The 24,613-nt window shown below is 59.4% G+C and carries 18 protein-coding genes; 8 read left to right on the top strand and 10 right to left on the bottom strand.

Features of this window, described 5'->3' with window-relative positions:
* Positions 1-45 precede the first annotated feature (45 nt).
* From Q8X48_RS18235 to Q8X48_RS18215, 5 genes are all read right to left on the bottom strand, one after another.
* Positions 46-735: a GntR family transcriptional regulator gene (locus tag Q8X48_RS18235; protein ID WP_407801051.1), complete on the bottom strand. Its 690-nt coding sequence runs from the start codon at positions 733-735 to the stop codon at positions 46-48.
* Positions 736-760: 25 nt separating this feature from the next.
* Complete coding sequence (locus tag Q8X48_RS18230) at positions 761-1,465, bottom strand: FadR/GntR family transcriptional regulator (protein ID WP_407801069.1); 705 nt, start codon at positions 1,463-1,465, stop codon at positions 761-763.
* A 48-nt stretch (positions 1,466-1,513) separates the two neighbouring features.
* Complete coding sequence (locus tag Q8X48_RS18225; protein ID WP_015096905.1) at positions 1,514-2,827, bottom strand: C4-dicarboxylate transporter DctA; 1,314 nt, start codon at positions 2,825-2,827, stop codon at positions 1,514-1,516.
* A gap of 246 nt (positions 2,828-3,073) precedes the next feature.
* Positions 3,074-4,327, bottom strand: a complete 1,254-nt coding sequence (gene glyA / locus Q8X48_RS18220) for a serine hydroxymethyltransferase (protein WP_007970889.1) — start codon at positions 4,325-4,327, stop codon at positions 3,074-3,076.
* 249 nt (positions 4,328-4,576) lie between these two features.
* Positions 4,577-8,425 carry a bifunctional diguanylate cyclase/phosphodiesterase gene (locus Q8X48_RS18215; RefSeq protein WP_407801054.1) on the bottom strand — a complete coding sequence of 1,283 codons (3,849 nt, stop codon included), beginning with the start codon at positions 8,423-8,425 and terminating at the stop codon, positions 4,577-4,579.
* A 556-nt stretch (positions 8,426-8,981) separates the two neighbouring features.
* Here Q8X48_RS18215 and ettA point away from each other — a divergent pair.
* Together ettA and gdhA are read left to right on the top strand one after the other, a co-directional pair.
* The gene (gene ettA, locus Q8X48_RS18210) at positions 8,982-10,646 is read left to right on the top strand and encodes an energy-dependent translational throttle protein EttA (RefSeq protein WP_007970893.1); all 1,665 of its coding nucleotides are present in this window, start codon (positions 8,982-8,984) and stop codon (positions 10,644-10,646) included.
* 369 nt (positions 10,647-11,015) lie between these two features.
* The gene (gene gdhA / locus Q8X48_RS18205) at positions 11,016-12,353 is read left to right on the top strand and encodes an NADP-specific glutamate dehydrogenase (RefSeq protein ID WP_407801057.1); all 1,338 of its coding nucleotides are present in this window, start codon (positions 11,016-11,018) and stop codon (positions 12,351-12,353) included.
* Here gdhA and Q8X48_RS18200 read toward each other — a convergent pair.
* From Q8X48_RS18200 to Q8X48_RS18190, 3 genes are all read right to left on the bottom strand, one after another.
* Positions 12,350-12,844, bottom strand: coding sequence for a GreA/GreB family elongation factor (locus Q8X48_RS18200; protein ID WP_007970897.1), 495 nt, complete (start codon positions 12,842-12,844; stop codon positions 12,350-12,352). The genes gdhA and Q8X48_RS18200 overlap by 4 nt on opposite strands.
* Before the next feature lie 320 nt (positions 12,845-13,164).
* Entirely contained in the window at positions 13,165-15,018 is a 1,854-nt protein-coding gene (locus Q8X48_RS18195; protein WP_407801059.1) for an Lnb N-terminal periplasmic domain-containing protein, read from the bottom strand.
* A 120-nt stretch (positions 15,019-15,138) separates the two neighbouring features.
* Positions 15,139-15,627, bottom strand: coding sequence for a DUF3015 domain-containing protein (locus tag Q8X48_RS18190; protein ID WP_007970900.1), 489 nt, complete (start codon positions 15,625-15,627; stop codon positions 15,139-15,141).
* 280 nt (positions 15,628-15,907) lie between these two features.
* Between Q8X48_RS18190 and Q8X48_RS18185 the strand changes: the two genes are divergently transcribed.
* The 3 genes from Q8X48_RS18185 to Q8X48_RS18175 all read left to right on the top strand — a co-directional run bounded on the left by Q8X48_RS18185 (position 15,908) and on the right by Q8X48_RS18175 (position 20,367).
* The gene (locus tag Q8X48_RS18185; protein WP_126052828.1) at positions 15,908-18,346 is read left to right on the top strand and encodes a Lon protease family protein; all 2,439 of its coding nucleotides are present in this window, start codon (positions 15,908-15,910) and stop codon (positions 18,344-18,346) included.
* A 108-nt stretch (positions 18,347-18,454) separates the two neighbouring features.
* Entirely contained in the window at positions 18,455-19,483 is a 1,029-nt protein-coding gene (locus Q8X48_RS18180) for an IS110 family transposase (RefSeq protein WP_407801062.1), read from the top strand.
* A gap of 542 nt (positions 19,484-20,025) precedes the next feature.
* Positions 20,026-20,367 (top strand): PA4575 family protein, encoded by a 342-nt coding sequence (locus tag Q8X48_RS18175; protein WP_007970902.1) that lies wholly within the window; start codon positions 20,026-20,028, stop codon positions 20,365-20,367.
* 6 nt (positions 20,368-20,373) lie between these two features.
* Here Q8X48_RS18175 and Q8X48_RS18170 read toward each other — a convergent pair whose 3' ends face one another.
* Entirely contained in the window at positions 20,374-22,203 is a 1,830-nt protein-coding gene (locus Q8X48_RS18170; RefSeq protein ID WP_407801064.1) for a hypothetical protein, read from the bottom strand.
* Positions 22,204-22,373: 170 nt separating this feature from the next.
* On the opposite strand from Q8X48_RS18170, the gene Q8X48_RS18165 reads away from it, so the two are divergent.
* The 3 genes from Q8X48_RS18165 to Q8X48_RS18155 all read left to right on the top strand — a co-directional run bounded on the left by Q8X48_RS18165 (position 22,374) and on the right by Q8X48_RS18155 (position 24,094).
* Positions 22,374-22,862: a TIGR00645 family protein gene (locus Q8X48_RS18165; RefSeq protein ID WP_007970904.1), complete on the top strand. Its 489-nt coding sequence runs from the start codon at positions 22,374-22,376 to the stop codon at positions 22,860-22,862.
* Positions 22,863-23,065: 203 nt separating this feature from the next.
* The gene (locus tag Q8X48_RS18160; protein ID WP_015096896.1) at positions 23,066-23,356 is read left to right on the top strand and encodes a DUF6482 family protein; all 291 of its coding nucleotides are present in this window, start codon (positions 23,066-23,068) and stop codon (positions 23,354-23,356) included.
* Between the two features lie 120 nt (positions 23,357-23,476).
* The gene (locus tag Q8X48_RS18155) at positions 23,477-24,094 is read left to right on the top strand and encodes an FKBP-type peptidyl-prolyl cis-trans isomerase (RefSeq protein WP_007970907.1); all 618 of its coding nucleotides are present in this window, start codon (positions 23,477-23,479) and stop codon (positions 24,092-24,094) included.
* A gap of 127 nt (positions 24,095-24,221) precedes the next feature.
* On the opposite strand, the gene Q8X48_RS18150 is transcribed toward Q8X48_RS18155, so the two are convergent.
* Positions 24,222-24,479 (bottom strand): PA4570 family protein, encoded by a 258-nt coding sequence (locus tag Q8X48_RS18150; RefSeq protein WP_007970910.1) that lies wholly within the window; start codon positions 24,477-24,479, stop codon positions 24,222-24,224.
* Positions 24,480-24,613 lie beyond the last annotated feature (134 nt).

The following is a 24,613-nucleotide window of genomic DNA, read 5'->3' as shown; positions in this document are numbered from 1 at the left end:
TAAAGTGCAGTTGCCTGTGGGGGTGAGCCCGCTCGCGAAAGCGGTCTAACCGGCGGCACAGTTTTGACCCAGTGCCGACGCAGGACTCAGCAACAAGTCTTCCAGATAATCCAGATGCCGGTTGAGCGCGACTTGCGCCGTTGCTGCATCTCCTCGCTCCAGCGCATCGAGAATCTCTAGGTGCACTTTTCCTGCGCAATAATCCTTCTGCTGCAGAGCAAACTTCGCAATCGCCAACGAAGTCAGTGGGACAAGGCTTTCAAGAAAATGCGCTAGCGGTGCATTTCCCGCCATTTGTGCCAACTGCAAATGAAACTCTCCCGACAAACGAATCGCCCGGCCACGCTCGGCGCATTGACGCTCGTTTTCGACCAGTGTCCGCAGGCGCTTCAAGTCTTGCGCGCAGGCTCGCTGAGCGGCCAGCCGCAACAGCGTGATCTCGGCCAGCCGACGGGCGTGCAGTGTCTGCCGGGTCTGCTCGGCATCAGGCTCGGTGACGCGGGGACGATGGTTGGCGCGCAGGAGGATGATGTGCTGATGGGACAGTCGCCTCAGCACCTCCCGCATGTCGCTGCGCCTTGCACCGAACATCTGCGCAAGGCTTTCTTCCGTAAAGCGACTGGCCGAATGGATGCGCTGCTCGAAAATGGCCTCGAGGACCCGTGAGTACAGATCATCCACGGAAGGGCGGACGGGCAGGGTGGCGAGTGTTTGTGGCGAGGCGAAGCGGTTCATGGCCGATCTCCAGTTCGAAGAGGTTTCAACTGCCGAGGTTGTCTTCCGGGATGTTCAGTTCGATGCCCATGCGTTGACCTTCGCGCAGAATGTGCCGGCGCATCTCGGCGCTGGCCTGGGCGCTGTTCTTGCTGCGGATTGCCCGCACCACGGCTTCGTTTTCTTCAAGTCGCTCGGCCAGATGCTCCGGGGAGTTGCGCAACACTTCGGCGCTTTGCTTGAGGGCATTGCTGGTTTGCTGCACCACACTCTGGAAGATCGGGTTCGACGTCAGCGTGAACAGCTCTTCGTGGAACTCAATGTAGGCGTTTACGCCGGCTTCACTGTCATTGGCCTCCAGGGCTTCGCGCATGTCCATCAAGGTCAGGCGCAGTTGCCCGACCTCTTTGCTGCTGATGGACTGCGCGACGAGGCCGACGATGAATGGCTCAAGGGTGTAGCGCAGTTGCAGCACGTCTTCCAGGCTCGCTGCGGCTACCGCGTTGTCATGGGCCTGGCTGTCTGCGAGATTGGCTTCGAGCACCACCACGCCTTTGCCCGGCATCGAGCGCACCAGTCCGAGGGTTTCCAGAACGATGACGGCTTCACGCAGGCTCGGACGGCTGATACCCAGTTGTTCGGCCAGTTCACGTTGCCCAGGCAACATTTCTCCGGAGCGCCACTGACCTCGGGCCAAAGCGGCCCGAAGTTTTTCTACCACTGAATTGACGACGGTTGATGAGGTAATCACTTGTTCGCTCCACGAGCCGTGCCTGCGGTCGGCAGGCACGGCGATCATTCAGAATTCTTTGGCTGCCGCTTGAGCAACCGGTTTTCTTGGCTGAAAGGTATAACCCGCCTGGCCGGAAAGTACCTTGTTCGCCCGCTGCACATCGATGTCCTTTTCCCACCGCGCGATGGCCACGGTCGCCACACAGTTGCCAATCAGGTTGGTCAGCGCCCGGCCGATGCCCATGAACCAGTCCACGGCCAGCACCAATACCAGGCCCACCACCGGAATTGCCGGAACGGCTGTCAGGGTGGCCGCCAGAATCACCAGCGCCGAGCCAGGAATACCGTGGGCGCCTTTGGATGTGATCAGCGACACCAGCAGAATGGTCAGCAGGTCAGTCATGGCCAGCGGCGTGCCGGTGGCGTTGGCGATGAACACGATGGCCAGGGTCAGGTAGATCGAGAAACCGTCGAGGTTGAACGAGTAACCCGTTGGAATCACCAGGCCGACCGTTGAACTGCCGATGCCTAGGTGCTCAAGCTTGCGCATGATTTGTGGCAGCACCGCGTCGGACGAAGCGGTGCCCATGACGATCAGCAGTTCTTCGCGCAGGTACTTGAGCAACGGCCACATCTTCAAGCCGGAAAGGCGCATCACCAGGCCGAGAATCAGGGCCACGAAGGCAACGCAGGTCAGGTAGAAGAGGCCGACCAGGCTGCCCAGGTGCTGCAGCGAGTCCAGGCCATATTTGCTGGTGGTGAAGGCGATCGCACCGAAAACACCGATCGGTGCCAGCCGCACGATCATGCCCATGATGCGGAAGATCACATGGCTGAGTTCGTTGATCAGCCGCGAAATACCCGATGCCGCCTCGCCCACCAGATTCAGGGCACTGCCGAACAACACTGAAAACAGCAGGACCTGCAGGATATTGTTATCGGCAAAGGCACCGATCACCGAAGTCGGAATCAGGTTCATCAAGAACTGCGCAGTGGTGTGCATGTGCTGACTGCGCTGGGCAATATCGCCCATGTCGGCTGCGGAAAGCTGCTCCAGATGAATGTTCGCGCCGCTGCCGATGCCGGTGCTGAAGGCGAGCACCAGGCCGATCACCAGGGCGATAGTGGTCAGCACTTCGAAGTAGATCACCGATTTCAGACCGATGCGCCCGACCTTTTTCAGGTCGCCGGCGCCGCTGATGCCGCTGACCACCACGCAGAACACGATCAAGCCGATGAGCATCTTGATCAACTTGATGAAACCGTCGCCGAGGGGTTTGAGTTGGGCGGAGTATTCGGGAAGGGTCAGCCCGCAGACGATGCCGAGCACCAGTCCGAGAACCACTTGGAGGAAGATTGAACGCGAGCACCATCTGAGCATGGGAGGAATCCTGGTCGGTGTCCTGGCTGCCGTGTGCGGGGCACATCAGATTCAGGACTTAATTATTGTGGTCTTACCGGTATGTCCAGTGCAGGCGCAGTCTACGCTGGATTTTTTCTCGATTACAAGTGGAAAGCATAAAATTGGCATGACCGGTCTGACCAGTGGCCTAAAGGGAAATCGCGGGCGAAAAAAAACCGGCCAATCACTTGGCCGGTTTTTCATGCTGCGGATTTAACGTCGCAATTAAGCGCCGTACACCGGCAGCTTCTTGCAGATGGCCTTGACCTTCTCACGAACGGCGTCGATTACCGCTTCGTTGTTCAGGTCAGCCAGGATGTCGCAGATCCAGCCGGCCAGTTCCTTGCACTCTGCTTCCTTGAAGCCACGAGTGGTCACAGCCGGAGTGCCGAAGCGCAGGCCGGAGGTGACGAACGGGGAGCGTGGATCGTTTGGCACGGAGTTCTTGTTCACGGTGATGAACGCTTTGCCCAGAGCGGCGTCGGCGTCTTTACCGGAGATTTCCTGCTTGATCAGCGACAACAGGAACAGGTGGTTCTGGGTACCGCCGGAAACCACGTCGAAGCCACGCTCGATGAATACGCTGGCCATGGCCTGGGCGTTTTTCACCACTTGTTGCTGGTATGCCTTGAACTCAGGCTGCAGCGCTTCCTTGAAGCAGATCGCCTTGGCTGCGATCACGTGCTCCAGCGGGCCGCCCTGGGCGCCCGGGAATACTGCGGAGTTCAGCTTCTTCTCGATGTCGGCGTTGGCGCGAGCCAGGATCAGGCCGCCACGTGGACCGCGCAGGGTCTTGTGGGTGGTGGTGGTCACGACGTCAGCGAATGGAACCGGGTTCGGGTAGACACCAGCGGCGACCAGACCGGCCACGTGGGCCATGTCGACGAACAGGTACGCGCCAACCTTGTCGGCGATTGCACGGAAGCGCGGGAAGTCGAGGATCTGCGAGTAGGCAGAGAAACCGGCCACGATCATTTTCGGCTTGTGCTCAACGGCCAGTCGCTCGACTTCGTCGTAGTCGATCAGGCCATTGGCGTCGATGCCGTACTGGATGGCGTTGTACAGCTTGCCCGAGGACGAAACGCTGGCACCGTGGGTCAGGTGACCGCCGTGGGCCAGGCTCATGCCCAGGATGGTGTCGCCGGCCGACAGCAGGGCCAGGTAAACGGCGCTGTTGGCTTGCGAGCCGGCGTGCGGCTGAACGTTGGCGTAGTCGGCGCCGAACAGCTCTTTGGCGCGGTCGATAGCCAGTTGCTCGACGATGTCGACATACTCGCAGCCACCGTAGTAGCGCTTGCCCGGGTAGCCTTCGGCGTACTTGTTGGTCAGTACCGAGCCTTGAGCTTCCATCACAGCAGGGCTGGTGTAGTTTTCCGAAGCGATCAGCTCAATGTGCTCTTCCTGGCGCTGAGCTTCTTGCTCCATGGCGGCAAAGAGATCGGCGTCGTACTTGGCAATAGTCAAATCACGGCTGAACATGGCGGTCCTCAAGGATCGGGGGCGGAAAAGGGGGGCATTCTAACCCAATGGGTTTTAGATGGCATATGAAACGGCATCATGTCGCAGACAAGTGGGCTTCATGACGGGATCAGCGGTGATCGTGCCGGCCTCATCGCGAGCAAGCTCGCTCCCACAGTAGGTCTTTGGTATTCACACATGGTGCGTACACCCCAAAAACCTGTGGGAGCGAGCTTGCTCGCGATGAGGCCAATTGCCGCGCTGCAAACCTCAGTCGAACATGAAGAGGGCATCATTGCTGAACTGCCCTTCGAACCGCCCCGCCGGCATCGGCCGGCCGAACAGGTAACCCTGCACCTCGTCGCAACCGTGTTCCCTTAGAAAATCAAGCTGCTCGTGGGTTTCCACACCCTCGGCGATCACCGCCAGGTTAAGACTGTGGGCCATGGCGATGATCGCCCGGGCGATCTGCGCATCCTGTTCGCCCGAAGGCAATCCGTCGACGAAGGTACGGTCGATTTTCAGTACGTCGATCGGGAACTGCTTGAGGTAGTTGAGCGATGAGTAACCGGTGCCGAAATCGTCGACTGCAATACTCAGGCCGAGGTTCTTCAGGCCGGCGAGTATCTGCATCGCCTCGCTGACTTCGCGCATCAGGATACTTTCGGTGAGTTCCAGCTCCAGACACGCCGGCGGCAGGCCGGTTTCCTTGAGGATGGTGGCGATTCGCGTACCGAGCTGGCCGTCGGAGAACTGCCGCGCCGAGATGTTCACCGACACCTTCGGCACCCGTACCCTGGCCTGATGCCAGGCCTTGAGTTGACGGCAGGCTTCGCTGATCACCCAGTCGCCGACATCCACCACCAGCCCGAGCTCTTCGAGCACCGGAATGAAGTCCCCCGGCGGCACCAGCCCGCGGCGGGGATGACGCCAGCGCAACAGCGCCTCGGCACCGGTCAGGCGCTTGCCGTCGCCGCTGAACTGCGGCTGGTAATACAGCACGAATTCGTTCTGTTCCAGGGCATGGCGCAAATCGCTTTCCAGTTCCAGTCGCTCCAGGGCGCTGGCGTTCATGTCCGCCTGATAGAACTGGAAGTTGTTCTTGCCACGCTCCTTGGCGTGGTACATCGCCGTGTCGGCGTTCTTCATCAACTGGCTGAGTTCGTTGCCGTCCTGCGGACTCAGGGCGATGCCGATACTGGCCGTGACGAAGAACTCGCGGCCCTCGAGCACAAAGGGTTTCACCAGGCTGGCGAGTATCTGTTCGGCCACGTGGATGGCCCGGTTCAAGGCGATTTCACGGTTGGCTCGCGGTTGCAGGAGCAAGGTGAATTCGTCACCGCCCATGCGCGCCACCGTGTCGTCATCGTCGACGCAACCGAGCAGGCGCGTGGCCATCTCCTTGAGCATGCGGTCGCCGGCGGCGTGGCCGAGGGAGTCGTTGATCGGTTTGAAACGATCGAGATCGAGGAACATCAGCACCACCCACGACTTCTGCCGTTCGGCCGATTGCAATGCCGTGTACAGGCGATCCTGGAACAGCGTGCGGTTGGGCAGGTGGGTCAGGGCGTCGTAGTAGGCGAGGCGATGAATCCGCTGCTCGCTGGCCTTGCGCTCGCTGATGTCGCTGAAGAAACACACATAACTGGCCAGGTCGCCTTCGTCGTCGAGTACGGCGGTAATCCCGACCCAGGCCGGGTAATGCTCGCCGTTGCGGCGCTTGAGCCAGACTTCGCCTTCCCAGGTACTGTGCTGGCCCAATTGCTTGAGCACATAACGCAGATGCGCTTCCTGCTGCTCGTCGACGGTCAGCATGTTCGGCAACTGGTCGAGCACCTGTTCCACGGCATAGCCGCTGACACGGCTGAAGGCTTCGTTGGCCTGGACGATATAGCCGGCCGGGTCGGTGATCAGGATCGCCGAGGTCGAGTGCTCGAATACCGTGGCGGCCATGCGCAAGTCTTTTTCGGCCCGGCGTTGCTGGCTGATGTCGCGACCGACGCCGAGTACGCCTTCGAACGTCCCGTGCTCGTCCCAGACCAATACCAGGCGCAGTTCGATCGGGATCTTGCGCCCGTCGGCCCGCAGGCAATCGAACAGGAACAGTTGGGTTTGTACCTGGCTGCGTAACACCGCCAGTTGGTCCGGCTGATCCAGCGCCTTGCTGACCCGGTCCATCAGGTGGTAGATGCCGGTCAGTTGTTGCGGGTTGGCGATGGTCGATTGCCAGCCGTTCTGGAAGATCCACTCGGCGTCATAGCCCAGCACGGCTTGCACCGAAGGGCTGACGTAATTGAGGTTGAGGCGGTTGTCAGTGGAGAAAATCACGTCGCTGATGCTTTCGGCGAGCATGCGGTAGCGCTGCTCGCTGTCGCGCAGGGATTCGCTGGCTTCGATCTGGTCGGTGATGTCCTTGGCCACGCCGATGATCCGCGTGACCTGGTCCTCGTTGTCCCGCGCCAGTGCCTGCTCGCGAATCTCGAAGCGTCGCCACTGGCCGTCCCGATGGCGGAAGCGCAACTGACACTGCATCAACTGGCGATAACCGGCCTGGCGCTGGATCTGGCGGGAGCGGTGGTAATAGTCGGCGTCTTCGGGGTGCAGGAGGATTTCCCAGAAGTATTCGCCCATCTGGTGCAGTTCTGTGCGGTTGTAACCCAGCGTCTGGCCCAGATGGTGGTTGCTGTAGATCATGCGCTGGCTGATTACATCCTGCACATACAGATGATCCGGTACGGTACGCACCACGTCCGACCAAAACCCTTCGCGTTCCTGCAACGACAGTTCGATGAGCTTGCGGCTGGTGATGTCGGTGATGCTCAAAATTACCGATTTATAGTCGTCCTGGGTTTGCGGCAGGCGCAGTACCAGCCACAGGTGCTGGTCGCGACCGCCGGCATCCTGCAATTTGATTTCCAGCTCAAGCTGTTGCTGCTGATTGAGCACCGCGTCGAGCACCTGGTTGCCGATGGCGGTGCCGTCCAGGGGATGGCCGTCGATCAGCAGCTTCCAGGCTTTATTGGCGTTATCGACATTGAGCAACTGCAGTGCGACCTGGTTAACCTCTGTGATCCGCAGTTCCTGCAGCAGTTGTCGGCGTTTTTCCGGGATCGCCAGCCACGCTTGCAGTTGTTCGCTGTCCTGCAGGTGTGCCTTGTCGAAAAAGCTCTTCAGCCCGGACATGTCGAGGACGCACAAGGCCACACCGGTGCCTTCGAAAATGTCCTGATAACGCCGGCGGCCTTCATTCAATTGGCGTTGACGCCGGCGCATGTTCAGCAAAGCGATGAACGGCAGCATGGAAAACGCCAGGCCCAGCAGGCATTTGCCGATGAACGCCGGAAGCAGCGCTTCCAGTACGCGCTGACGGTCAAACAAGCCGCGCAATTGCCAATCGCTGCTGCTCAGCGGAACCGTCAGCACACTGTTGGCGACATCGTCCTCGGTCAGTGTGCCCGGATTGACCGAGGGCAATCCTTCGTCACGGCTGATGATCTGATGATTGATGCGGTTTTCCACCAGCCACAACGGACGGCTTCCGGTCTCGTTTTGCTTGGTCAAGGACGAAAAGAAGGTCGGTGTCAGGCGCAAGGCCCAGTAGCCCCGGGAACTGCCACTGGCCTGATGCAGCAATAAATGCACCACGGAGCCATCGGTGGCGTTGCTGAAGTAGTGCGCCTGGGCGCGGCTGCGGCGTACCAGATCACCCAGGTAGTCACTGTCTTCGCTGTCGGGAGCGCTGTCACTGATGACTTTCCCCGAGGGGCTGAGCAAGGCCAGGCTGCGCAGTTCCGGTAGCGACTGTTGCAGCTTGCGCAGCAGGGCCTGCAGTTCATCGGCATCCTGCGGTTGCTCGAAGATGGGCAACAGGTTGAGGGCAATCTGGGCGTTGAGTGCCATGTTCAGGCTGACCTGAGCGGCCAGATCGGCGGTGTAGTCGATGGTGTACTGGCGTTGGTTTTTCTGGGTTTCGCGCAACTGATCGAGCAACTGCCAGAACAGCAATGCCAGCAGCAACAATGCAAGTGTCGCCAAGGTGCCCTTCAAGGTTCCGCGCAGAGGGGAGCCGGGCGCTATGGTCGGCGCACTGGAAGTCAGGGGCGGAGGGACATTGGACAAGCTGTAATCCTGCGGTTTGGCTGGACTGGCGCGACGTGCACTATAAGCCGGACGCCCGAAGGGCGGCTAGCATGCCTTGAGTTGTGGCGAAGTGCCAGCCCCAGCCCGTCGGCTGGACTGCCATCGGTCATTAAGGTAGCTTTGCCGGTTACGCGGGAGCGTTCCAGCTCCGGGGGGGCGTTCTCAATTAGTTTCCGCACCGCGCCGGGTCTGCTGTTGTGCAGGGCAAGGCGCGAGAAGCGTGGTTTGGTCATTCCAAATAAGCTTCGAGCAACGCAGCCCTGCACAACAGCAGACCCGGCCCTTCGGGTTGTGCCTTAAAGCGGGCCAGGCTGCGTTGCAGGCCTTGGAAAGGGAGCGACCATTTCCAGCGGCCTGCGCCTTGCCTGGCCCGCTTTAAGGCGACAACGCGGCGTGGAAACTAATTGAGAACGCCCCCATACTCAGGCTTTTTCAGCGCGCCTATATTGAAAGCTCTCAATCGGGTGACGCGCACAGCCTGGCCAGGCTTCGCCTGTGCCCTAATCATTCATCAGTCACTGACCCTAGGTTCTCCATGGCTCAATACGTATTCACCATGCATCGGCTGGGCAAAGTTGTTCCGCCGAAGCGGGAAATCCTGAAAAACATTTCTCTGTCGTTCTTCCCCGGCGCCAAGATCGGTGTCCTCGGCCTCAACGGTTCGGGTAAGTCCACGCTGTTGAAAATCATGGCTGGCGTCGACACCGAATTCGAGGGCGAAGCCCGTCCGATGCCGGAGCTGAACATCGGCTACCTGCCGCAGGAACCACAACTGGATCCGACCAAGACCGTGCGTGAAGTGGTCGAGGAAGCGGTCAGCGTGATCAAGGACGCCCAGGCACGCCTGGACGAGGTCTACGCGGCATACGCCGATCCGGATGCCGACTTCGACAAGCTGGCCGCCGAACAGGCCAAGCTCGAAGCCATCCTGCAAGCCAGCGACGGCCACAACCTGGAGCGCCAGCTGGAAGTCGCCGCCGATGCGTTGCGCCTGCCCGCCTGGGATGCCAAGGTCGAACACCTGTCCGGTGGTGAAAAGCGTCGTGTGGCCCTGTGCCGCCTGCTGCTGTCCGCACCGGACATGCTGCTGCTCGACGAGCCGACCAACCACCTGGACGCCGACTCCGTTGCATGGCTCGAGCATTTCCTGCACGACTTCCCGGGTACTGTGGTTGCGATCACGCACGACCGTTACTTCCTGGACAACGTCGCTGGCTGGATTCTGGAACTCGACCGCGGTGCGGGCATTCCGTACGAGGGCAACTATTCGGGTTGGCTGGAAGCCAAGTCCGATCGTCTGGCTGCCGAATCCAAGCAGCAGTCGGCTCATGAAAAGGCCATGAAGGAAGAACTGGAATGGGTGCGCAAAGGCGCCAAGGCCCGCCAGTCGAAATCCAAGGCTCGTCTGCAACGCTTCGAAGAGATGCAATCGCAGGAATTCCAGAAGCGCAGCGAAACCAACGAGATCTACATCCCGGCCGGTCCGCGCCTGGGCGATAAGGTCATCGAATTCAAGAACGTTACCAAGGGTTATGGCGACCGCGTGCTGATCGACAACCTGTCGTTCTCCATGCCTAAAGGCGCCATCGTCGGCGTGATCGGCGGTAACGGTGCTGGTAAATCGACCCTGTTCCGCATGCTGATGGGCAAGGAAACGCCGGATTCTGGCAGCATCGAAGTCGGCGAAACCGTGCAACTGGCTTGCGTGGATCAGAGCCGCGAAGACCTGGACGGCAGCAAGACCGTGTTCCAGCAGATTTCCGACGGTTCCGACCAGATCCGCATCGGCAACTACGAGATCCCGTCGCGCACCTACGTTGGTCGCTTCAACTTCAAGGGCGGCGATCAGCAGAAGTTCGTCAAGGACCTGTCCGGTGGTGAGCGTGGTCGCTTGCACCTGGCCCTGACCCTGAAAGAGGGCGGCAACGTCCTGCTGCTCGACGAACCGTCCAACGACCTCGACGTTGAAACCCTGCGTTCCCTGGAAGAGGCCCTGCTGGACTTCCCGGGCGCCGCCATTGTGATCTCCCACGACCGGTGGTTCCTTGACCGCGTCGCGACGCACATCCTGGCGTACGAAGACGACTCGCAAGCGGTGTTCTTCGAAGGCAACTACACCGAGTACGAAGCCGACCGTAAAAAGCGTCTCGGCGAAGCGGCTGCCCAGCCGCATCGTGTACGGCACAAGAAACTGGCCTGATTTCGGGTTGGTTGCATAAAGAGCGGAGCCTTCGGGCTCCGTTTTTTTTGCGCGTTTTTTCAGGGATACCGAGGTGGATTCATCGCTGGCAAGCCAGCTCCCACAGGGTTTGGGTAATGCCCAAAATGTGTGCTCGGCCAAAATTTGTGGGAGCTGGCTTGCCAGCGATGGCGATGTAACTGTTGGTGCAAGACTTGAGTTGCTCTCCCCATTAAGGTGCATGAATGACCTGGAAAATAGGGTTTATTTATATCATTCGCACCATTTAATTTCATTAATGCGACATTTTGCTCTGTTCTTGTGCGCGAATCGTTTGTTACAGTCCGGCTCAATCTCCTCCAACGACAATAAATTTGCCGAGACTTTTCCATGATCGAATCCGTCGAATCCTTCCTTGCGCGCCTGAAAAAACGCGACCCGGATCAACCCGAGTTTCACCAGGCTGTCGAAGAAGTCCTGCGTACCCTGTGGCCTTTTCTTGAAGTCAATCCGCATTACCTGACCTCCGGCATCCTGGAGCGCATCTGCGAGCCGGAGCGAGCGGTGGTGTTTCGCGTGTCGTGGGTCGACGATCAGGGCAAGGTCCAGGTCAATCGTGGTTTCCGCATCCAGATGAACAGCGCGATCGGCCCGTACAAGGGTGGCCTGCGTTTTCACCCGTCGGTGAACATGGGCGTCCTGAAATTCCTCGCCTTCGAACAGACCTTCAAAAACTCCCTGACTTCACTGCCCATGGGCGGCGGCAAGGGTGGTTCTGACTTCGACCCCAAAGGCAAAAGCGACGCGGAAGTCATGCGCTTCTGCCAAGCCTTCATGAGCGAGCTGTACCGCCACATTGGCGCGGACGTTGACGTGCCGGCCGGGGATATCGGTGTCGGCGCGCGGGAAATCGGCTTCCTGTTCGGTCAGTACAAGCGCCTGAGCAACCAGTTCACCAGCGTGCTGACCGGCAAAGGTCCAAGCTACGGCGGCAGCCTGATTCGTCCGGAAGCCACCGGTTTCGGTTGCGTGTACTTCGCCGAAGAAATGCTCAAGCGCCGCGGTCTGGCCGTGGAAGGTAAACGCGTAGCGATCTCCGGCTCCGGCAACGTTGCGCAATACGCGGCGCGCAAGGTCATGGACCTGGGCGGCAAAGTGATTTCGCTGTCCGACTCCGAAGGCACGTTGTATTGCGAAAGCGGTTTGACCGAGGAGCAATGGCTGGCGGTGCTGGAACTGAAAAACGTACAGCGCGGGCGCATCCGTGAACTGGCCGGCCGTTTTGGCCTGGAGTTTCGCGCAGGTGAGCTTCCGTGGAGCCTGAGCTGCGATATCGCGCTGCCGTGCGCGACGCAGAACGAACTGGACGCCGAAGCCGCTCGCACCTTGCTGCGCAACGGCTGCATCTGCGTGGCCGAGGGCGCGAACATGCCGACCACCCTGGAGGCGGTGGACCTGTTCATCGACGCCGATATTCTGTTCGCGCCGGGCAAGGCGTCCAATGCCGGTGGCGTGGCGGTGAGCGGACTGGAGATGTCGCAGAACGCCATGCGCCTGGCATGGACCGGTGGCGAAGTGGACAGCAAGCTGCACGCGATCATGCAGTCGATTCACCACGCCTGCGTGCATTACGGCGAAGAGAATGGTCGGGTCAACTACGTCAAGGGGGCGAACATCGCGGGCTTCGTCAAAGTTGCCGATGCCATGCTTGCCCAGGGCGTGGTCTAAGTCGGCTCGATGCGGATCACTTCAATCAGTTGATCCCCGGCAGGGCGCTGCCACAGCACTTCGTCGTTGAGTCGTGCACCGAGCAGTGCCCGCCCCAGCGGTGAACCCCAATTGATCAGGCCGTGGGCGGCATCGGCCTGATCTTCGCCCACCAGTTGTACTCGGCGTTCGGTGGCGTGCTCATCGGCGTAGGTTACCCAACTGCCGATCTGCACTTTTTCGGTTGAAGTCGCGGCGGGTACCACCTGAGCGCTGCCCAGGCGCTGCTTGAAGTAACGCAGATCACGTTCGAGATCGGCCAGGCGCTGCTTGTCCGCCTGCTCGCCTTTTGCCGATTGTTCGGCGTGCAGGCTTTGCAGTTCAGCGACTTTACCCTGCAACAGGCTCAGGCCTTGCGGCGTGACGTAATTGGGCTGCGCGCTGACCTGGCGTTCGACTGGCTGATCGGCCTGCGCGGCGGCGTTATCTTCATTGACGAAGGCACGACTCATGAAATTCTCCCGATATAGAATTTGGGCCATGGTCGCAGGCATTTGGTTTCACTGGATGTCTGAAAGCGACTTACGGCGAGTGACAGGCCCGGGCGGCATTCTGATCCTTCTGCTGCCAGGCCGATACGCGGCTGATAAGGAAAGTCTAGAAGTGGATGCGTCGGGTGTTTGTGAAAGGTGTGTATGCATTTTGTCGAGCGCCACGTACCCCTGTGGGAGCGGGCTTGCTCGCGAATGCGATTTGTCATTCAAAATTAATGCTGACTGACACACCGCTTTCGCGAGCAAGCCCGCTCCCACAAGGGTACGTGGCGTTGGGATCAGTAGTGATACCACTTCAGCTCAAGCATCACTTCGTTCTCGGCCGACGCCAAATGGCTGAACTCCCGCTGGGCGCTCAAGCGCAGTCCGAGATTGCGGGAGATTTCCCATTGCTGCTTCAGGCTCAGGCTGCGGCGCACTTCACCATTGGTGAAAAAGTCGCCCTTGGCTTCGAGGCTCAAATTGCCCAGCGGGTTTTTCCACAGCACCCCACTGTTGAAACCGGCGGCCGGCGCGATGAATTCGGCGAAGTCGTTGTTGTGCTCGATACGCACAGTGCCCAGGACAAATCCGAGCATGTCCTCGCTCAGTTGCCAGGTTCCACCACCACCGCCGTTGACATGGCTGACCAGGGTTTGGTCATCGTGCTTGCCCGGCACCCGTTCCAGGCCACCCGTGACTTGCCATGACAGCGGTTGCAGCAATTCGTTACGCGGGGTCAGGGAGCGAATGGTTGCGAGGTCCAGTTGCTGCACCTGCCAGTCGTTGCCTTCGTACTGGCGCAGTTTCAATTGCAGGATTTCGATCTGCGCGCCAAGGGGAAAGCTTTCGCTGTTGTCATTGAGGTCGTGATAAGCCATGCGCAAGCCGTACTCGCCAAAGGCTTTGTCTCCACGGGTGCCGAGACCGAGCTGCCAGGTGCGCGACTCGTGACCGTCTTCAGGCAGGCCGGGTTGCGGGATATTCAGCTCCGGCGCCGGGTTCTGGTTGATCGCCCGCAGCAGTTCGAAGCTGCGCTGGGCGCGCGCCGGATCGCGTTCCTGGCCGTTGGCGCGATAGCGCTCCAGGCGATAGGCGGCATCGATGATCAGCGCCTGGCGGTCGCGGGGTTGTGCCTTGAACGCCGGATCGTGCAGTTGTTTCTGGTCGGCGCTGACTTTCAGCACCCATTGCTGCTCTTGCGGGTTCAACGGCTCGGCGCGACTGAGCAACTCGCGCTCCCGGGACGGGCGATACTGGATCGATTCCACCAGCCCGGCCGCTTTCACGGCCTTGACGGTGTCGGTGGGGATGGCCGTGAGCGGGAATTGATCCGTCAGGCGCAGGCCCGGACGGGCCACTTGCAGCAGTTCCAGCAAGCGGTATGAGCAGTTTTCGTCGAAGAAGAAATAGTCGAACTTGATCTGTTTCAGCTCCCAGACGTGCTCGACCATGCGTGCGGTTTCCTGTGGGGTCAGGTTAAGGCGGTACTCCCACAGGTCGCGGTTTTCCAGGCTGCGGTATTCCGAGAGTTTTTCCTGATAGGGCACCATCGCGAACAGGCCGGGATAACCGCCCATCAGGCCTTTCCAGGCATAGATGATGCTGTTGTCCGAGCCCTCGATGTAGGCGCCGAAGTTGATCGCGTAACTGAGCAGCGAAGTCTTGTCGGTCTTCACTTCGGCCTGGTCGATGCGCAGCAGGGTATGGCCGAACATCGAGGAGGGGCTGTTCAGGTAGGCCGCCGGGAAGATCATCACTGCGCTGTCGGGCGAGACGTCCTTGAACCATTGTTTGAACGCTGCGCAGTCCGGCGTTGGCAGACCGGTCAGGTCGAGTTGTTCCTTCAGCCAGCGGGTGCGCGCCGGGTAGACGCATTGCGCATGTTGTTCACCGGCACTGGCCGGGGCATACAAGGCTTGTACAGTCGCCGCCAGTTCATGGTCCGGATGTTCGTTGCCATCGGTGGCGAGGAAGAATTTCCGGTCGCTGACATAGCTGCGCCAGCCGCCGAGCTTGGCGGTTTCGTAATGGCCCAGGGATATCCAGAAAGGGTCGTTGGCCAGTTGCTGCAAGCGTTGTGGGTCGATGTGAGGCGCGGCGGACAGTGGGGCGCAGACACACAGCGCCAGCCAGGCAAGGCGTTTGAACATAGATGGCAACTTAAACAGGAAAAAAACCAGGACCAGCGCAATTGATGGTTGGCATTACCCAAAAAGGGGGCAGGTCCAAAAACAAAACCCGCTTCCCGAAAGAAGCGGGGCGGGTCGAGCTTAAGCTTGAGTTGCGTACTTGGCCAGACGAGGGTCGGCTTTGAGCACGGCCAGGGTGTTGGTATGCACATCTTCGGCAGTCACGTCAGCCTTGCTGAAGATCTGCTGGAAGTGCTCATGAGTGACAGCGGCGAAGTGCGCACGGTCTTCCGGCGCTACGCCCAGTACCACGGCATAGGTGGTCAGCGCTTCGCCCTGACCCTTGGCCATGTCTTCGGACAGTTCGTTCATCATGCCGTTCATGGCAAACCAGGATTTGCCGCCGTAGGTCAGCGACGCATTGGTTGCGCAACCGTTGGTGCCGGATGTCATGCCGAAGGTTGCGTTGCCGGAAGTGCCGTTGGTGGTGGATGCCAGGAAGTGAGCCGGAGTACCACGCTGGCCTTCGAACAGCATGTTGCCCCAACCGCAATCCGGGCCGCCTGGCGCCTGAGCCATGGCGTTGATGGATACAGCGGTGAAGAGAGTACCAAGAAGAATCCGTTTCATAGCTTTGTTCTCTTTATGTGCATACCAGTTTGACAAGGGGTTCTGGCCCGTCTGGTGCCAGTGGGCCGGTCATTAGTCCAGCCGCGCAGTTTGGAGTTTAGGCACGATCGCGGGGTTCCGTGATTTTTTGCAAAAACAATCGTCGCAAACAGTGATTTGGCGCGGCTCTACGTCGGGGTTTCGGCTTGTCTATGCTTTGGCCTGCGGCACTCCTTGCCAGTCGGGCATGGGCAGCGCCAGAATGCTGCCATCTGCCCCGCCTGATTGTTAAGGAAGCCCGATGCCTGATCCTGTTGCTGCCAGCTTGCGTCTAGCGCCCGAAGCGCTGACCCGTCCGTTTTCCGCTGAACAGTTCAGCTTCTCTACCACCAATGATCTGGAGCCCTTTCGCGGTGTGCTTGGCCAGGAACGTGCGGTCGAAGCCTTGCAGTTCGGTGTGGCCATGCCACGCCCCGGTTACAACGTATTCGTCATGGGCGAACCCGGGACTGGCCGGTTCTCGTTCGTCAAACGCTACCTCAAGGCCGAAGGCAAGCGCCTGCAGACTCCGGCTGACTGGGTCTACGTCAACAATTTCGATGAGCCGCGCGAGCCGCGCGCACTGGAACTGCCGTCGGGCACCGCCGGTGCCTTCATCAGTGACATCAACGGCTTGATCGACAACCTGCTGGCGACGTTTCCGGCTGTCTTCGAGCATCCGTCCTACCAACAGAAGAAAAGTGGCATCGACCGCGCCTTCAACCAGCGCTACGACAAGGCCCTGGACGTCATCGAGCGTCTGGCGCTGGAAAAGGACGTCGCGCTCTACCGCGACGCCAGCAATATCGCCTTCACCCCGATGGGCGACGGCAAGGCGTTGGACGAAGCTGAATTCGCCCAGTTGCCGGAAGCCGAACGCGAGCGCTTTCACGAGGATATTTCGGCACTGGAAGAGCGCCTGAACGAAGAGCTCGCCAGCCTGCCGCAATGGAAGCGTGAGTCGAGCAACCAGTTGCGTCATCTGAACGAAGAGACCATCACCCTGGCCTTGCAACCCTTGTTGTCGCCATTGTCGGAGAAGTACGCCGAGAACGCGGCGGTTTGCGGTTATCTACAAGCGATGCAGGTGTATTTGCTCAAGACCGTGGTCGAGCAACTGGTGGACGACAGCAAGACCGACGCTGTCGCCCGCAAGTTGCTGGAAGAACAATACGCGCCGAGCCTGGTGGTCGGTCACTCGGCCAGCGGCGGTGCGCCGGTGGTGTTCGAGCCGCACCCGACCTACGAAAACCTCTTCGGTCGTATCGAATACAGCACCGACCAGGGCGCGCTGTATACCACCTACCGCCAACTGCGGCCGGGGGCCTTGCACCGGGCCAACGGTGGTTTCCTGATCCTTGAAGCGGACAAAATGCTCAGCGAGCCATTCGTGTGGGACGCGCTGAAACGCGCCCTGCAATCGCGCAAGCTGAAAATGGAATCACCGCTGGGCGAGCTGGGCCGTCTGGCCACCGTGACCCTGACACCGCAACACATTCCGCTGCAGGTCAAAGTCGTCATCATCGGTGCCCGTCAGCTGTATTACACGCTGCAAGACCTCGATCCGGACTTCCAGGAGATGTTCCGCGTCCTGGTGGATTTCGACGAAGACATCCCGATGGTTGACGAGAGCCTGGAGCAGTTCGCCCAGTTGCTCAAAACCCGTACTTCCGAAGAAGGCATGGCACCGCTGACGGCCGATGCGGTGGCGCGTCTGGCGACTTACAGCGCCCGCCTGGCCGAGCACCAGGGGCGCTTGTCGGCGCGTATCGGTGACTTGTTCCAGCTGGTCAGCGAGGCCGATTTCATCCGCCACCTGGCCGGTGATGAAATGACCGACGCCGGGCACATCGAACGGGCACTCAAGGCCAAGGCCACGCGAACCGGGCGGGTTTCGGCGCGGATTCTCGACGACATGCTGGCCGGGATCATCCTGATCGACACTGATGGCGCAGCGGTCGGCAAGTGCAACGGCTTGACCGTGCTGGAGGTCGGCGACTCGGCTTTCGGTGTACCGGCGCGGATTTCCGCCACGGTGTACCCGGGTGGCAGCGGTATTGTCGACATCGAGCGCGAGGTCAACCTCGGCCAGCCGATCCACTCCAAGGGCGTGATGATCCTCACGGGGTATCTGGGCAGCCGCTACGCCCAGGAATTCCCGCTGGCGATTTCCGCGAGCATCGCCCTGGAGCAATCCTATGGTTATGTCGATGGCGACAGTGCGTCCCTGGGCGAGGCCTGCACCCTGATCTCGGCCTTGTCGAAAACCCCGCTCAAACAGTGCTTTGCCATCACCGGTTCGATCAACCAGTTCGGCGAAGTGCAGGCGGTCGGCGGGGTCAACGAGAAGATCGAGGGCTTCTTCCGTCTGTGCGAAGCCCGCGGGTTGACGGGCGAGCAGGGGGCAATCATTCCTCACGCCAACGTCGCCACGCTGATGCTCGACGAGAAGGTGCTGGCGGCGGTGCGTGCGGGGCAGTTCCATGTGTACGCGGTCCGTCAGGCCGACGAAGCCTTGAGTTTGCTGGTCGGCGAGCCGGCCGGCGAACCGGACGAAAATGGCGAGTTCCCTGAAGGCAGCGTGAACGCGCGGGTCGTGGAGCGCTTGCGGGTTATCGCGGAAATGATCAGCGAGGATGATCTGAAGGAAGCCGAGAAGGAGTTGGCGCAAGAGGCGTTGGCGGAAACCAAGCCTGCGTGATGCATCGTTGATCTGAAACTGTGCAATCCCTTAATGAAATGGCTACCCCCGCTGCCCCCTGTGATCGCCCACTAAGCTTTCACAGGGGGTTTATCGGAGATCGTTGCCATGAACAAAGTCGCTATTGCCGCCATCGACCTGGGAAAACACTCTTTTCACCTGCACGCTCAAGATGAGCGCGGTCATGAGCTTTGCCGTAAAAAGTTTACTCGGCCGTCTCTCATTCAATATCTGGCCAACCTCGATCCCTGTACGGTCGCGATGGAGGCCTGCGGTGGAGCCCACTTCATGGCACAGGAGGTGGCCAAACTGGGGCATACACCCAAGCTGATTGCCCCGCATCTGGTGCGCCCCTACGTCAAAAGCAACAAGAATGACTTCGCCGACGCCGAAGCGATCTGCGAGGCGGCGACCCGCCCGACCATGCGTTTTGTGGCCGCCAAGACCCAGGCCCAGCAGGTGCTGGCCATGCTCAACTCGACACGTGATGCGTTCATCAAAGACCGTACCGCTACCGTCAATCGGATTCACGCCGCTCTCCTGGAGGTTGGCGTCAGCCTGGCCCCAGGTTTCAAGTCCATCAAAGAACTTCCGGCGCTGCTGGAAGCGAGTTCATTTTCTGCCCCTCTCAAAAACATTCTGATGAGGCTGCATGGGCATTTCTGTTATCTGGATGAGCAGGTCAAGACCTCGGACAAAGACCTTGAGTGCCAAGCCGCTGAAGATGATCTGGCGGCTCGTTTGATGACCATGCCGTGTGTCGGCCCGATCACCTCCAGCGCCCTGGCTGCCGAGCTCGGTGATGGCAAACAGTTCAAGTGCGGGCGAGGTTATGCGGCCTCCATCGGCTTGGTGCCCAAACAGCACTCCACGGGCGGCCAAACAGTGCTTTTGGGCATCAGTAAACGCGGCGATCGAAATCAGAGGCGCCTGCTTATCCAGTGCGCCCGGGTTTATTTAATACAGCTGGACCGCCAGAAAGGCGCTTTGGCGGACTGGGTCCGCCAGCTCTTGGCATCGCACCATCACTCCAATCTCGTGGTCTGCGCGCTGGCCAACAAGCTGGCCAGGATCGCTTGGGGGATTGCGGCCCATCACACTGAATTCGATGCGGGGCCAGCCGCGATGAACGCCTGACCCCGCTGTCACCCGAGCACCACCCACCTGGTTTTGCGATGCTGGATAACAGATGACGTGAACGGCCACCCGGCCTGACGATAACCCTGGGCTCTCACACGGCTGAAAGGCCGTTCTCTTAATCAGGATCGTTGGGCATCGATTCTCATCGAGGCGCTGGGGCTACAACCCCAACTCAGACGCCGGATAGATGAAAGCAAGCCAAACACGCATCAAAAACAGTATTGCAGAAAAGGGGGTAACCATAGATGTGGGAGCGAGCTTGCTCCGGGCGGCGTTCCGACGATAGCGGAATTTCATTCGACCAATATGTTGAATGTTCGACCGCCATCGCGAGCAAGTTTTTTTGTGGTGGGCATCGAAAAGCGTCGTCGAAATGACGTCAATATTCACACTATGACCATTCGGCGCCTTTCGGTCTCGCCTCGGCCTGCAAGCCAGACTTTTCTTCTATTCTCTGCTCAGGGATATCGACAGTAATCACAGGATCGAAACAGCCTTCACATGGGGGCTGAATACCGGATCTACCGAGGGTCGCCGCCATGTCGCGCAACCTCTGCCTCACCCGTCAATGCCTGGGCCTTGTGACCCGTATCGAGTGTGCCATCCGTCCGTTGGCAGGAGACACGGGCATGTGGACTCTGTTGTTCGCCGCCGGAATGGCCGGTGAACAACCTTCGGCCATCAAGGCCCAAGGCCCGTTTCATGGTCCAATCGCCGCTGAATCAATCCTCGACACCATCGTTGAAAGCCTGACCTTGCACGGCTACGAATTGGCCGACGATCCGCAAATCTGGTGCCTGCACCTGCAAGCCCAGTTGCGGGAAATCAACGGTGGTCGCTGCCGTAACCTGGGCGGCTTCGAGTTTCACCCCGAGCACTGAGTCGCACTATTGATCAAGGCGTGTCATGTCGGCCTTGTCGAGTTTGACCTCGAAACCATATTGCACGGTGGCGAGGTCAGTGCGCTGATAGGTTTCCAGGCGCGTAGGATGCCCGTAGAAGTAATGCACGGCAAATTGCGCCCGGCCTTGTGCGTTCGCGCCATGGCTGACCGATAGAATTTCCTTCAAGTAATTGCCACTGTCGTCCTTGGCGAAAAAGCGCCAGTCCTGGGCGGGAAATGCCTTCAGATTCACTATCAGAGCATTGTCCTTGAGCTCAAGGCCTTTGGGCAGTTGACGGGTATCGAGGGTTTTTTGCTCGATCGTGGCCAGGAACAGTGGCATCGAGCCCACTGCGTAGGCCGGCGTTTCCGGAAACAGATTCAGATCGTAGGTGATGGTGCCGCGCAGTGGATCGATCTGGTAGGCCTCCGGTGACAGCTCGATCGGTTCGTCGCGTTTGCCAAGAGTGTCTTCGGTAAAGAAGCTCACCGGGCTTTCACCGGGGTTGAGTGATGTGCCCAGCAGTTCATCGTTGAAGCTGCGCAGATGGGTGAATTCGATTCGAGCAGCGCTGGGGTCGTCGACCGACTGGCTGATGCTGACGTTCTTTTTCAGTTGATCCTCGCTCAGCGTTGCCCCTTTTAGCCAGGTTGCGGCCTGGTCGTCATAGACCACCACAGGCAGGTTCAAGGGCTGAATGCCCTTGTCCGGGGTCTCGGCATCGAAGTGCCGGACCGGCAGGTCAAGGTCCTTGCGGGTGACCGTGACGGCGGAAAAATCCAGCATGCTGACTTCGAGTGTTTCGATCGTCCCGTTGAAATATACCTTTGAATAGCGTCGGGTCTGCCGTTTCTCAAAGGTGCGTTGTTCTTCGTCCAGTTGCTTTTCCAGCGTCTCGCTCCAGCTCTGTTGTTGCTGCATCTTGGCCAGTTGCTGCCGATAGAAGGCAATTTGTGCCGCGGTTTCGTTGATCGAACCTGCGCGCGTGATGTATTGCCCGGTGCTGTCCCTGGCCTGGACGATCAACGGGTTCAGTGGTGTTTCACTGACTTCAGGCGCCAGCGGCGCGCTGTCGTTGTATTCGATTTCCGCGTAGTTGTTCGTCAGTGTGAGCAAGGTGACGCTCAGGTTGTCATTGGTGCGGGTCTGGCCGATGTCCTTTTTCGTCAGGTCGAAACTGTAGAGCCGGCGGGGCGCGATGACTTCGACCTTACCCTGCAGGCTCACGGGCTGCGGCTGGTTTTTTTTGTCTATGTCGAGGCCTTCGATGAAGGGGTAAGACACTGTCAGGTCATCGGGGTTGGTCAGGTTGGAGCTCGATGGGCTGAGTTGAATGCCGGGGTCGGTTTCCGACCATTCCGGCTGGAAGGCAATGACCCGTTTATTGCTCAGGGTGACGGACTGCCACTCCAGGCCGTGGGGAAACAAAAACGCGGCAGGAACGCTGAACGTGAAGGGAAACACCGGTTGCAGATCGGTCAGGTAGTCGGAACTGGAATCCTTTTGCAGCACGAACAACCCGTTGATGTAGGTGTCGACCAGGGCTTGCGGGGTCGGGTAGTGCTTGAGCATGGCAAGGGCGTCTTCGCCGTATTCGGTTTCCACTGGTTTGCTGTCGAGCTTGAGTTGCGCGCGCTCGAGCAGCAGCAGTGAGCCACCCAGCTCCGCCACGGCATCCTTGAGCTTCGGATCCTGGATGGCGTCCAGCGACTTTTCGAACTGCGCGGTTTTTTCTTCGAGGCTGACCTGGCGTTTTTCATCGCTGGGTGAGCAGCCACTTAGCAGCAGTGCCAGGCAAACTCCGGCACTCGTCAAAGGCAATCGCACATCCATTTCCAGTCTTCCTGTCCAATATCACTGAGCGTTCAATGATTTGGACACTAGCAGAAAAACCTTGATACACAGGTGCAGGTGGCGGATTTTTCGACGTTTTCTGGCAGCTTCTGGATAGGGGCGGGCGACTGATATACTCGCCGCCATTTACAGTCCACATGTGAGATTCAATGGAACGCTTTATCGAAAATGCAATGTACGCCTCGCGCTGGCTGCTGGCGCCGATCTATTTCGGCCTGTCCCTCGGGCTGTTGGCGCTGGCACTGAAATTCTTCCAGGAAGTCTTCCACGTCATCCCGAACGTGTTCTCGATGGCCGAATCGGACTTGATCCTGGTGCTGCTGTCGTTGATCGACATGGCGCTGGTGGGCGGTTTGCTGGTGATGGTGATGATTTCCGGCTACGAGAACTTCGTCTCGCAACTGGACATCGACGACAGCAAGGAAAAGCTCAACTGGCTCGGCACCATGGACTCTTCGTCGCTGAAGATGAAAGTGGCCGCGTCGATCGTGGCAATCTCGTCCATTCACCTGCTGCGCATCTTCATGGACGCCAAGAACGTCGACCCCGAGCATCTGCAGTGGTATGTGATCATCCACATGACCTTCGTGGTTTCGGCATTTGCCATGGGTTACCTGGATAAAGTCACCAAGCACTGATTTCAACTTCCATTGTGGGAGCGTGGCTTGCCCGCGATGGCATCATCTCGGTCTAACGATGAACCGCAGTGATGCCATCGCGGGCAAGCCACGCTCCCACAGGGTTGCAAAACAGACGGGCGGCGCCGTTTGTGGCTTGTGCTTTGATGCACCGAAGCCTATCCCTGTAAGTATGTTGGCTCGCCATTGCGTGAGGTGCGTACATGAACCTGCAAGAGTTGAATGCCTATGCCGTCGCCGGGAAGGTCGATGAGCTGAACCTGATCTCCATGGAGGGCGGCATCTACCTGCTTGAGGCTCGGATGCACGGCGCGGCGTATCCATTGAGCGATGCGCACGGGCACATGATGAGCCTGCGTTCGGTGGAGCATGCCCGTGATGTGCTGCGCTCCTTTCCCAAGCTGCACTTCAACCTTGTGCACACCGTCGTGCATGACGAGATGTGCGGGCTGGTTGCCGATGTGCAGGATACCCTGAAGGTGCCGATCGCCTGACGTCCCTCATCAATGGCATGACATCTGTGCTAGTCTGCTGGCCCTTTTGGTTCCGGGCGCTCCGGGACGCGCTGTGCACGCACGGCAAGTTCCAGGCCGTCCGCACAGCGGAGCAGTGTCATGTCCGAAGTAAATCTGTCCACCGACGAAACCCGCGTCAGCTACGGTATCGGCCGTCAGCTGGGCGACCAGTTGCGTGACAACCCGCCACCGGGTGTCAGCCTGGACGCGATCCTGGCGGGTCTGACCGACGCATTCGCCGGCAAGCCAAGCCGTGTGGGTCAGGAAGAAATGTCCGCCAGCTTCAAGGTCATCCGTGAAATCATGCAGGCCGAAGCTGCAGCCAAGGCTGAAGCGGCCGCTGGCGAAGGCCTGGCTTTCCTGGCTGAAAACGCCAAGCGTGAAGGCATCACCACTCTGGCTTCCGGCCTGCAGTTCGAAGTTCTGACTGCTGGCGAAGGCGCCAAGCCATCCCGTGAAGACACCGTGCGTACTCATTACCACGGCACCCTGATCGACGGCACTGTGTTCGACAGCTCCTACGAGCGCGGCCAGCCTGCAGAATTCCCGGTTGGCGGCGTGATCGCCGGCTGGACCGAAGCCCTGCAACTGATGAACGCCGGCAGCAAATGGCGCCTGTACGTGCCGAGCGAACTGGCTTACGGCGCTCAAGGCGTTGGCGGCATCCCGCCGCACAGCGTACTGGTGTTCGACGTCGAGCTGCTTGACGTTCTGTAACACCGATTACCTGTAGGAGCGAGCTTGCTCGCGATGGGCGTCAACGATTACGCGGGTATTCTGAATGAACGCGTGTCTTTGAGTTTTTCGCGAGCAGGCTCGCTCCTACAGAGTCTTGCGACGTTTCTCATAGTTCGATTTTGTGGTGCAGTTCACTGTGCGGGCGCAACGCCCGGGCATAGCAGAACAGAAACAGATTGCGCACCAGTTCCTTGAGCACCACCGGCTCGCTTGAACTCAGGCCGCTGACGTCCAGGTCACCCTGGTCCTGCAGCTCGTTCAAGGCTTCCTCTTCCAGCACGGCACAGACTTCCCCGGTTTCCCGATGCAGGATCCTGAGGTAAGGGTGTGGGCGGTCCAGCCAGGCATCGATCAAATAAGTCATGGTTCTCATCTCCATTGAAGGTTTGATGAGAATAATTCTTATTCATCAAATAGCAAGGGCCTATTGGCTGTTTGCGCTTTTTTCCGGGTAAAGATTGCGTCAGGTCAAAAGGACTGGCGTCTGGCTATTACCTG

This window comes from Pseudomonas sp. QLc11A (assembly GCF_052112305.1).
Taxonomy (GTDB): Bacteria; Pseudomonadota; Gammaproteobacteria; order Pseudomonadales; family Pseudomonadaceae; genus Aquipseudomonas; species Aquipseudomonas laurylsulfatiphila.
The sequence above is the reverse complement of the archived record's forward strand: the minus strand, read 5'-3'. Positions and strand labels throughout refer to the sequence as shown.

What these genes read in the sequence shown, in the direction of transcription:
- Q8X48_RS18235 (WP_407801051.1), bottom strand. Translation starts at nt 735, where the DNA reads ATGAACCGCTTCGCCTCGCCACAAACACTCGCCACCCTGCCCGTCCGC.
- Q8X48_RS18225 (WP_015096905.1), bottom strand. Translation starts at nt 2,827, where the DNA reads ATGCTCAGATGGTGCTCGCGTTCAATCTTCCTCCAAGTGGTTCTCGGA.
- glyA (WP_007970889.1), bottom strand. Translation starts at nt 4,327, where the DNA reads ATGTTCAGCCGTGATTTGACTATTGCCAAGTACGACGCCGATCTCTTT.
- ettA (WP_007970893.1), top strand. Translation starts at nt 8,982, where the DNA reads ATGGCTCAATACGTATTCACCATGCATCGGCTGGGCAAAGTTGTTCCG.
- gdhA (WP_407801057.1), top strand. Translation starts at nt 11,016, where the DNA reads ATGATCGAATCCGTCGAATCCTTCCTTGCGCGCCTGAAAAAACGCGAC.
- Q8X48_RS18200 (WP_007970897.1), bottom strand. Translation starts at nt 12,844, where the DNA reads ATGAGTCGTGCCTTCGTCAATGAAGATAACGCCGCCGCGCAGGCCGAT.
- Q8X48_RS18195 (WP_407801059.1), bottom strand. Translation starts at nt 15,018, where the DNA reads ATGTTCAAACGCCTTGCCTGGCTGGCGCTGTGTGTCTGCGCCCCACTG.
- Q8X48_RS18190 (WP_007970900.1), bottom strand. Translation starts at nt 15,627, where the DNA reads ATGAAACGGATTCTTCTTGGTACTCTCTTCACCGCTGTATCCATCAAC.
- Q8X48_RS18185 (WP_126052828.1), top strand. Translation starts at nt 15,908, where the DNA reads ATGCCTGATCCTGTTGCTGCCAGCTTGCGTCTAGCGCCCGAAGCGCTG.
- Q8X48_RS18180 (WP_407801062.1), top strand. Translation starts at nt 18,455, where the DNA reads ATGAACAAAGTCGCTATTGCCGCCATCGACCTGGGAAAACACTCTTTT.
- Q8X48_RS18175 (WP_007970902.1), top strand. Translation starts at nt 20,026, where the DNA reads ATGTCGCGCAACCTCTGCCTCACCCGTCAATGCCTGGGCCTTGTGACC.
- Q8X48_RS18170 (WP_407801064.1), bottom strand. Translation starts at nt 22,203, where the DNA reads ATGGATGTGCGATTGCCTTTGACGAGTGCCGGAGTTTGCCTGGCACTG.
- Q8X48_RS18165 (WP_007970904.1), top strand. Translation starts at nt 22,374, where the DNA reads ATGGAACGCTTTATCGAAAATGCAATGTACGCCTCGCGCTGGCTGCTG.
- Q8X48_RS18160 (WP_015096896.1), top strand. Translation starts at nt 23,066, where the DNA reads ATGAACCTGCAAGAGTTGAATGCCTATGCCGTCGCCGGGAAGGTCGAT.
- Q8X48_RS18155 (WP_007970907.1), top strand. Translation starts at nt 23,477, where the DNA reads ATGTCCGAAGTAAATCTGTCCACCGACGAAACCCGCGTCAGCTACGGT.
- Q8X48_RS18150 (WP_007970910.1), bottom strand. Translation starts at nt 24,479, where the DNA reads ATGACTTATTTGATCGATGCCTGGCTGGACCGCCCACACCCTTACCTC.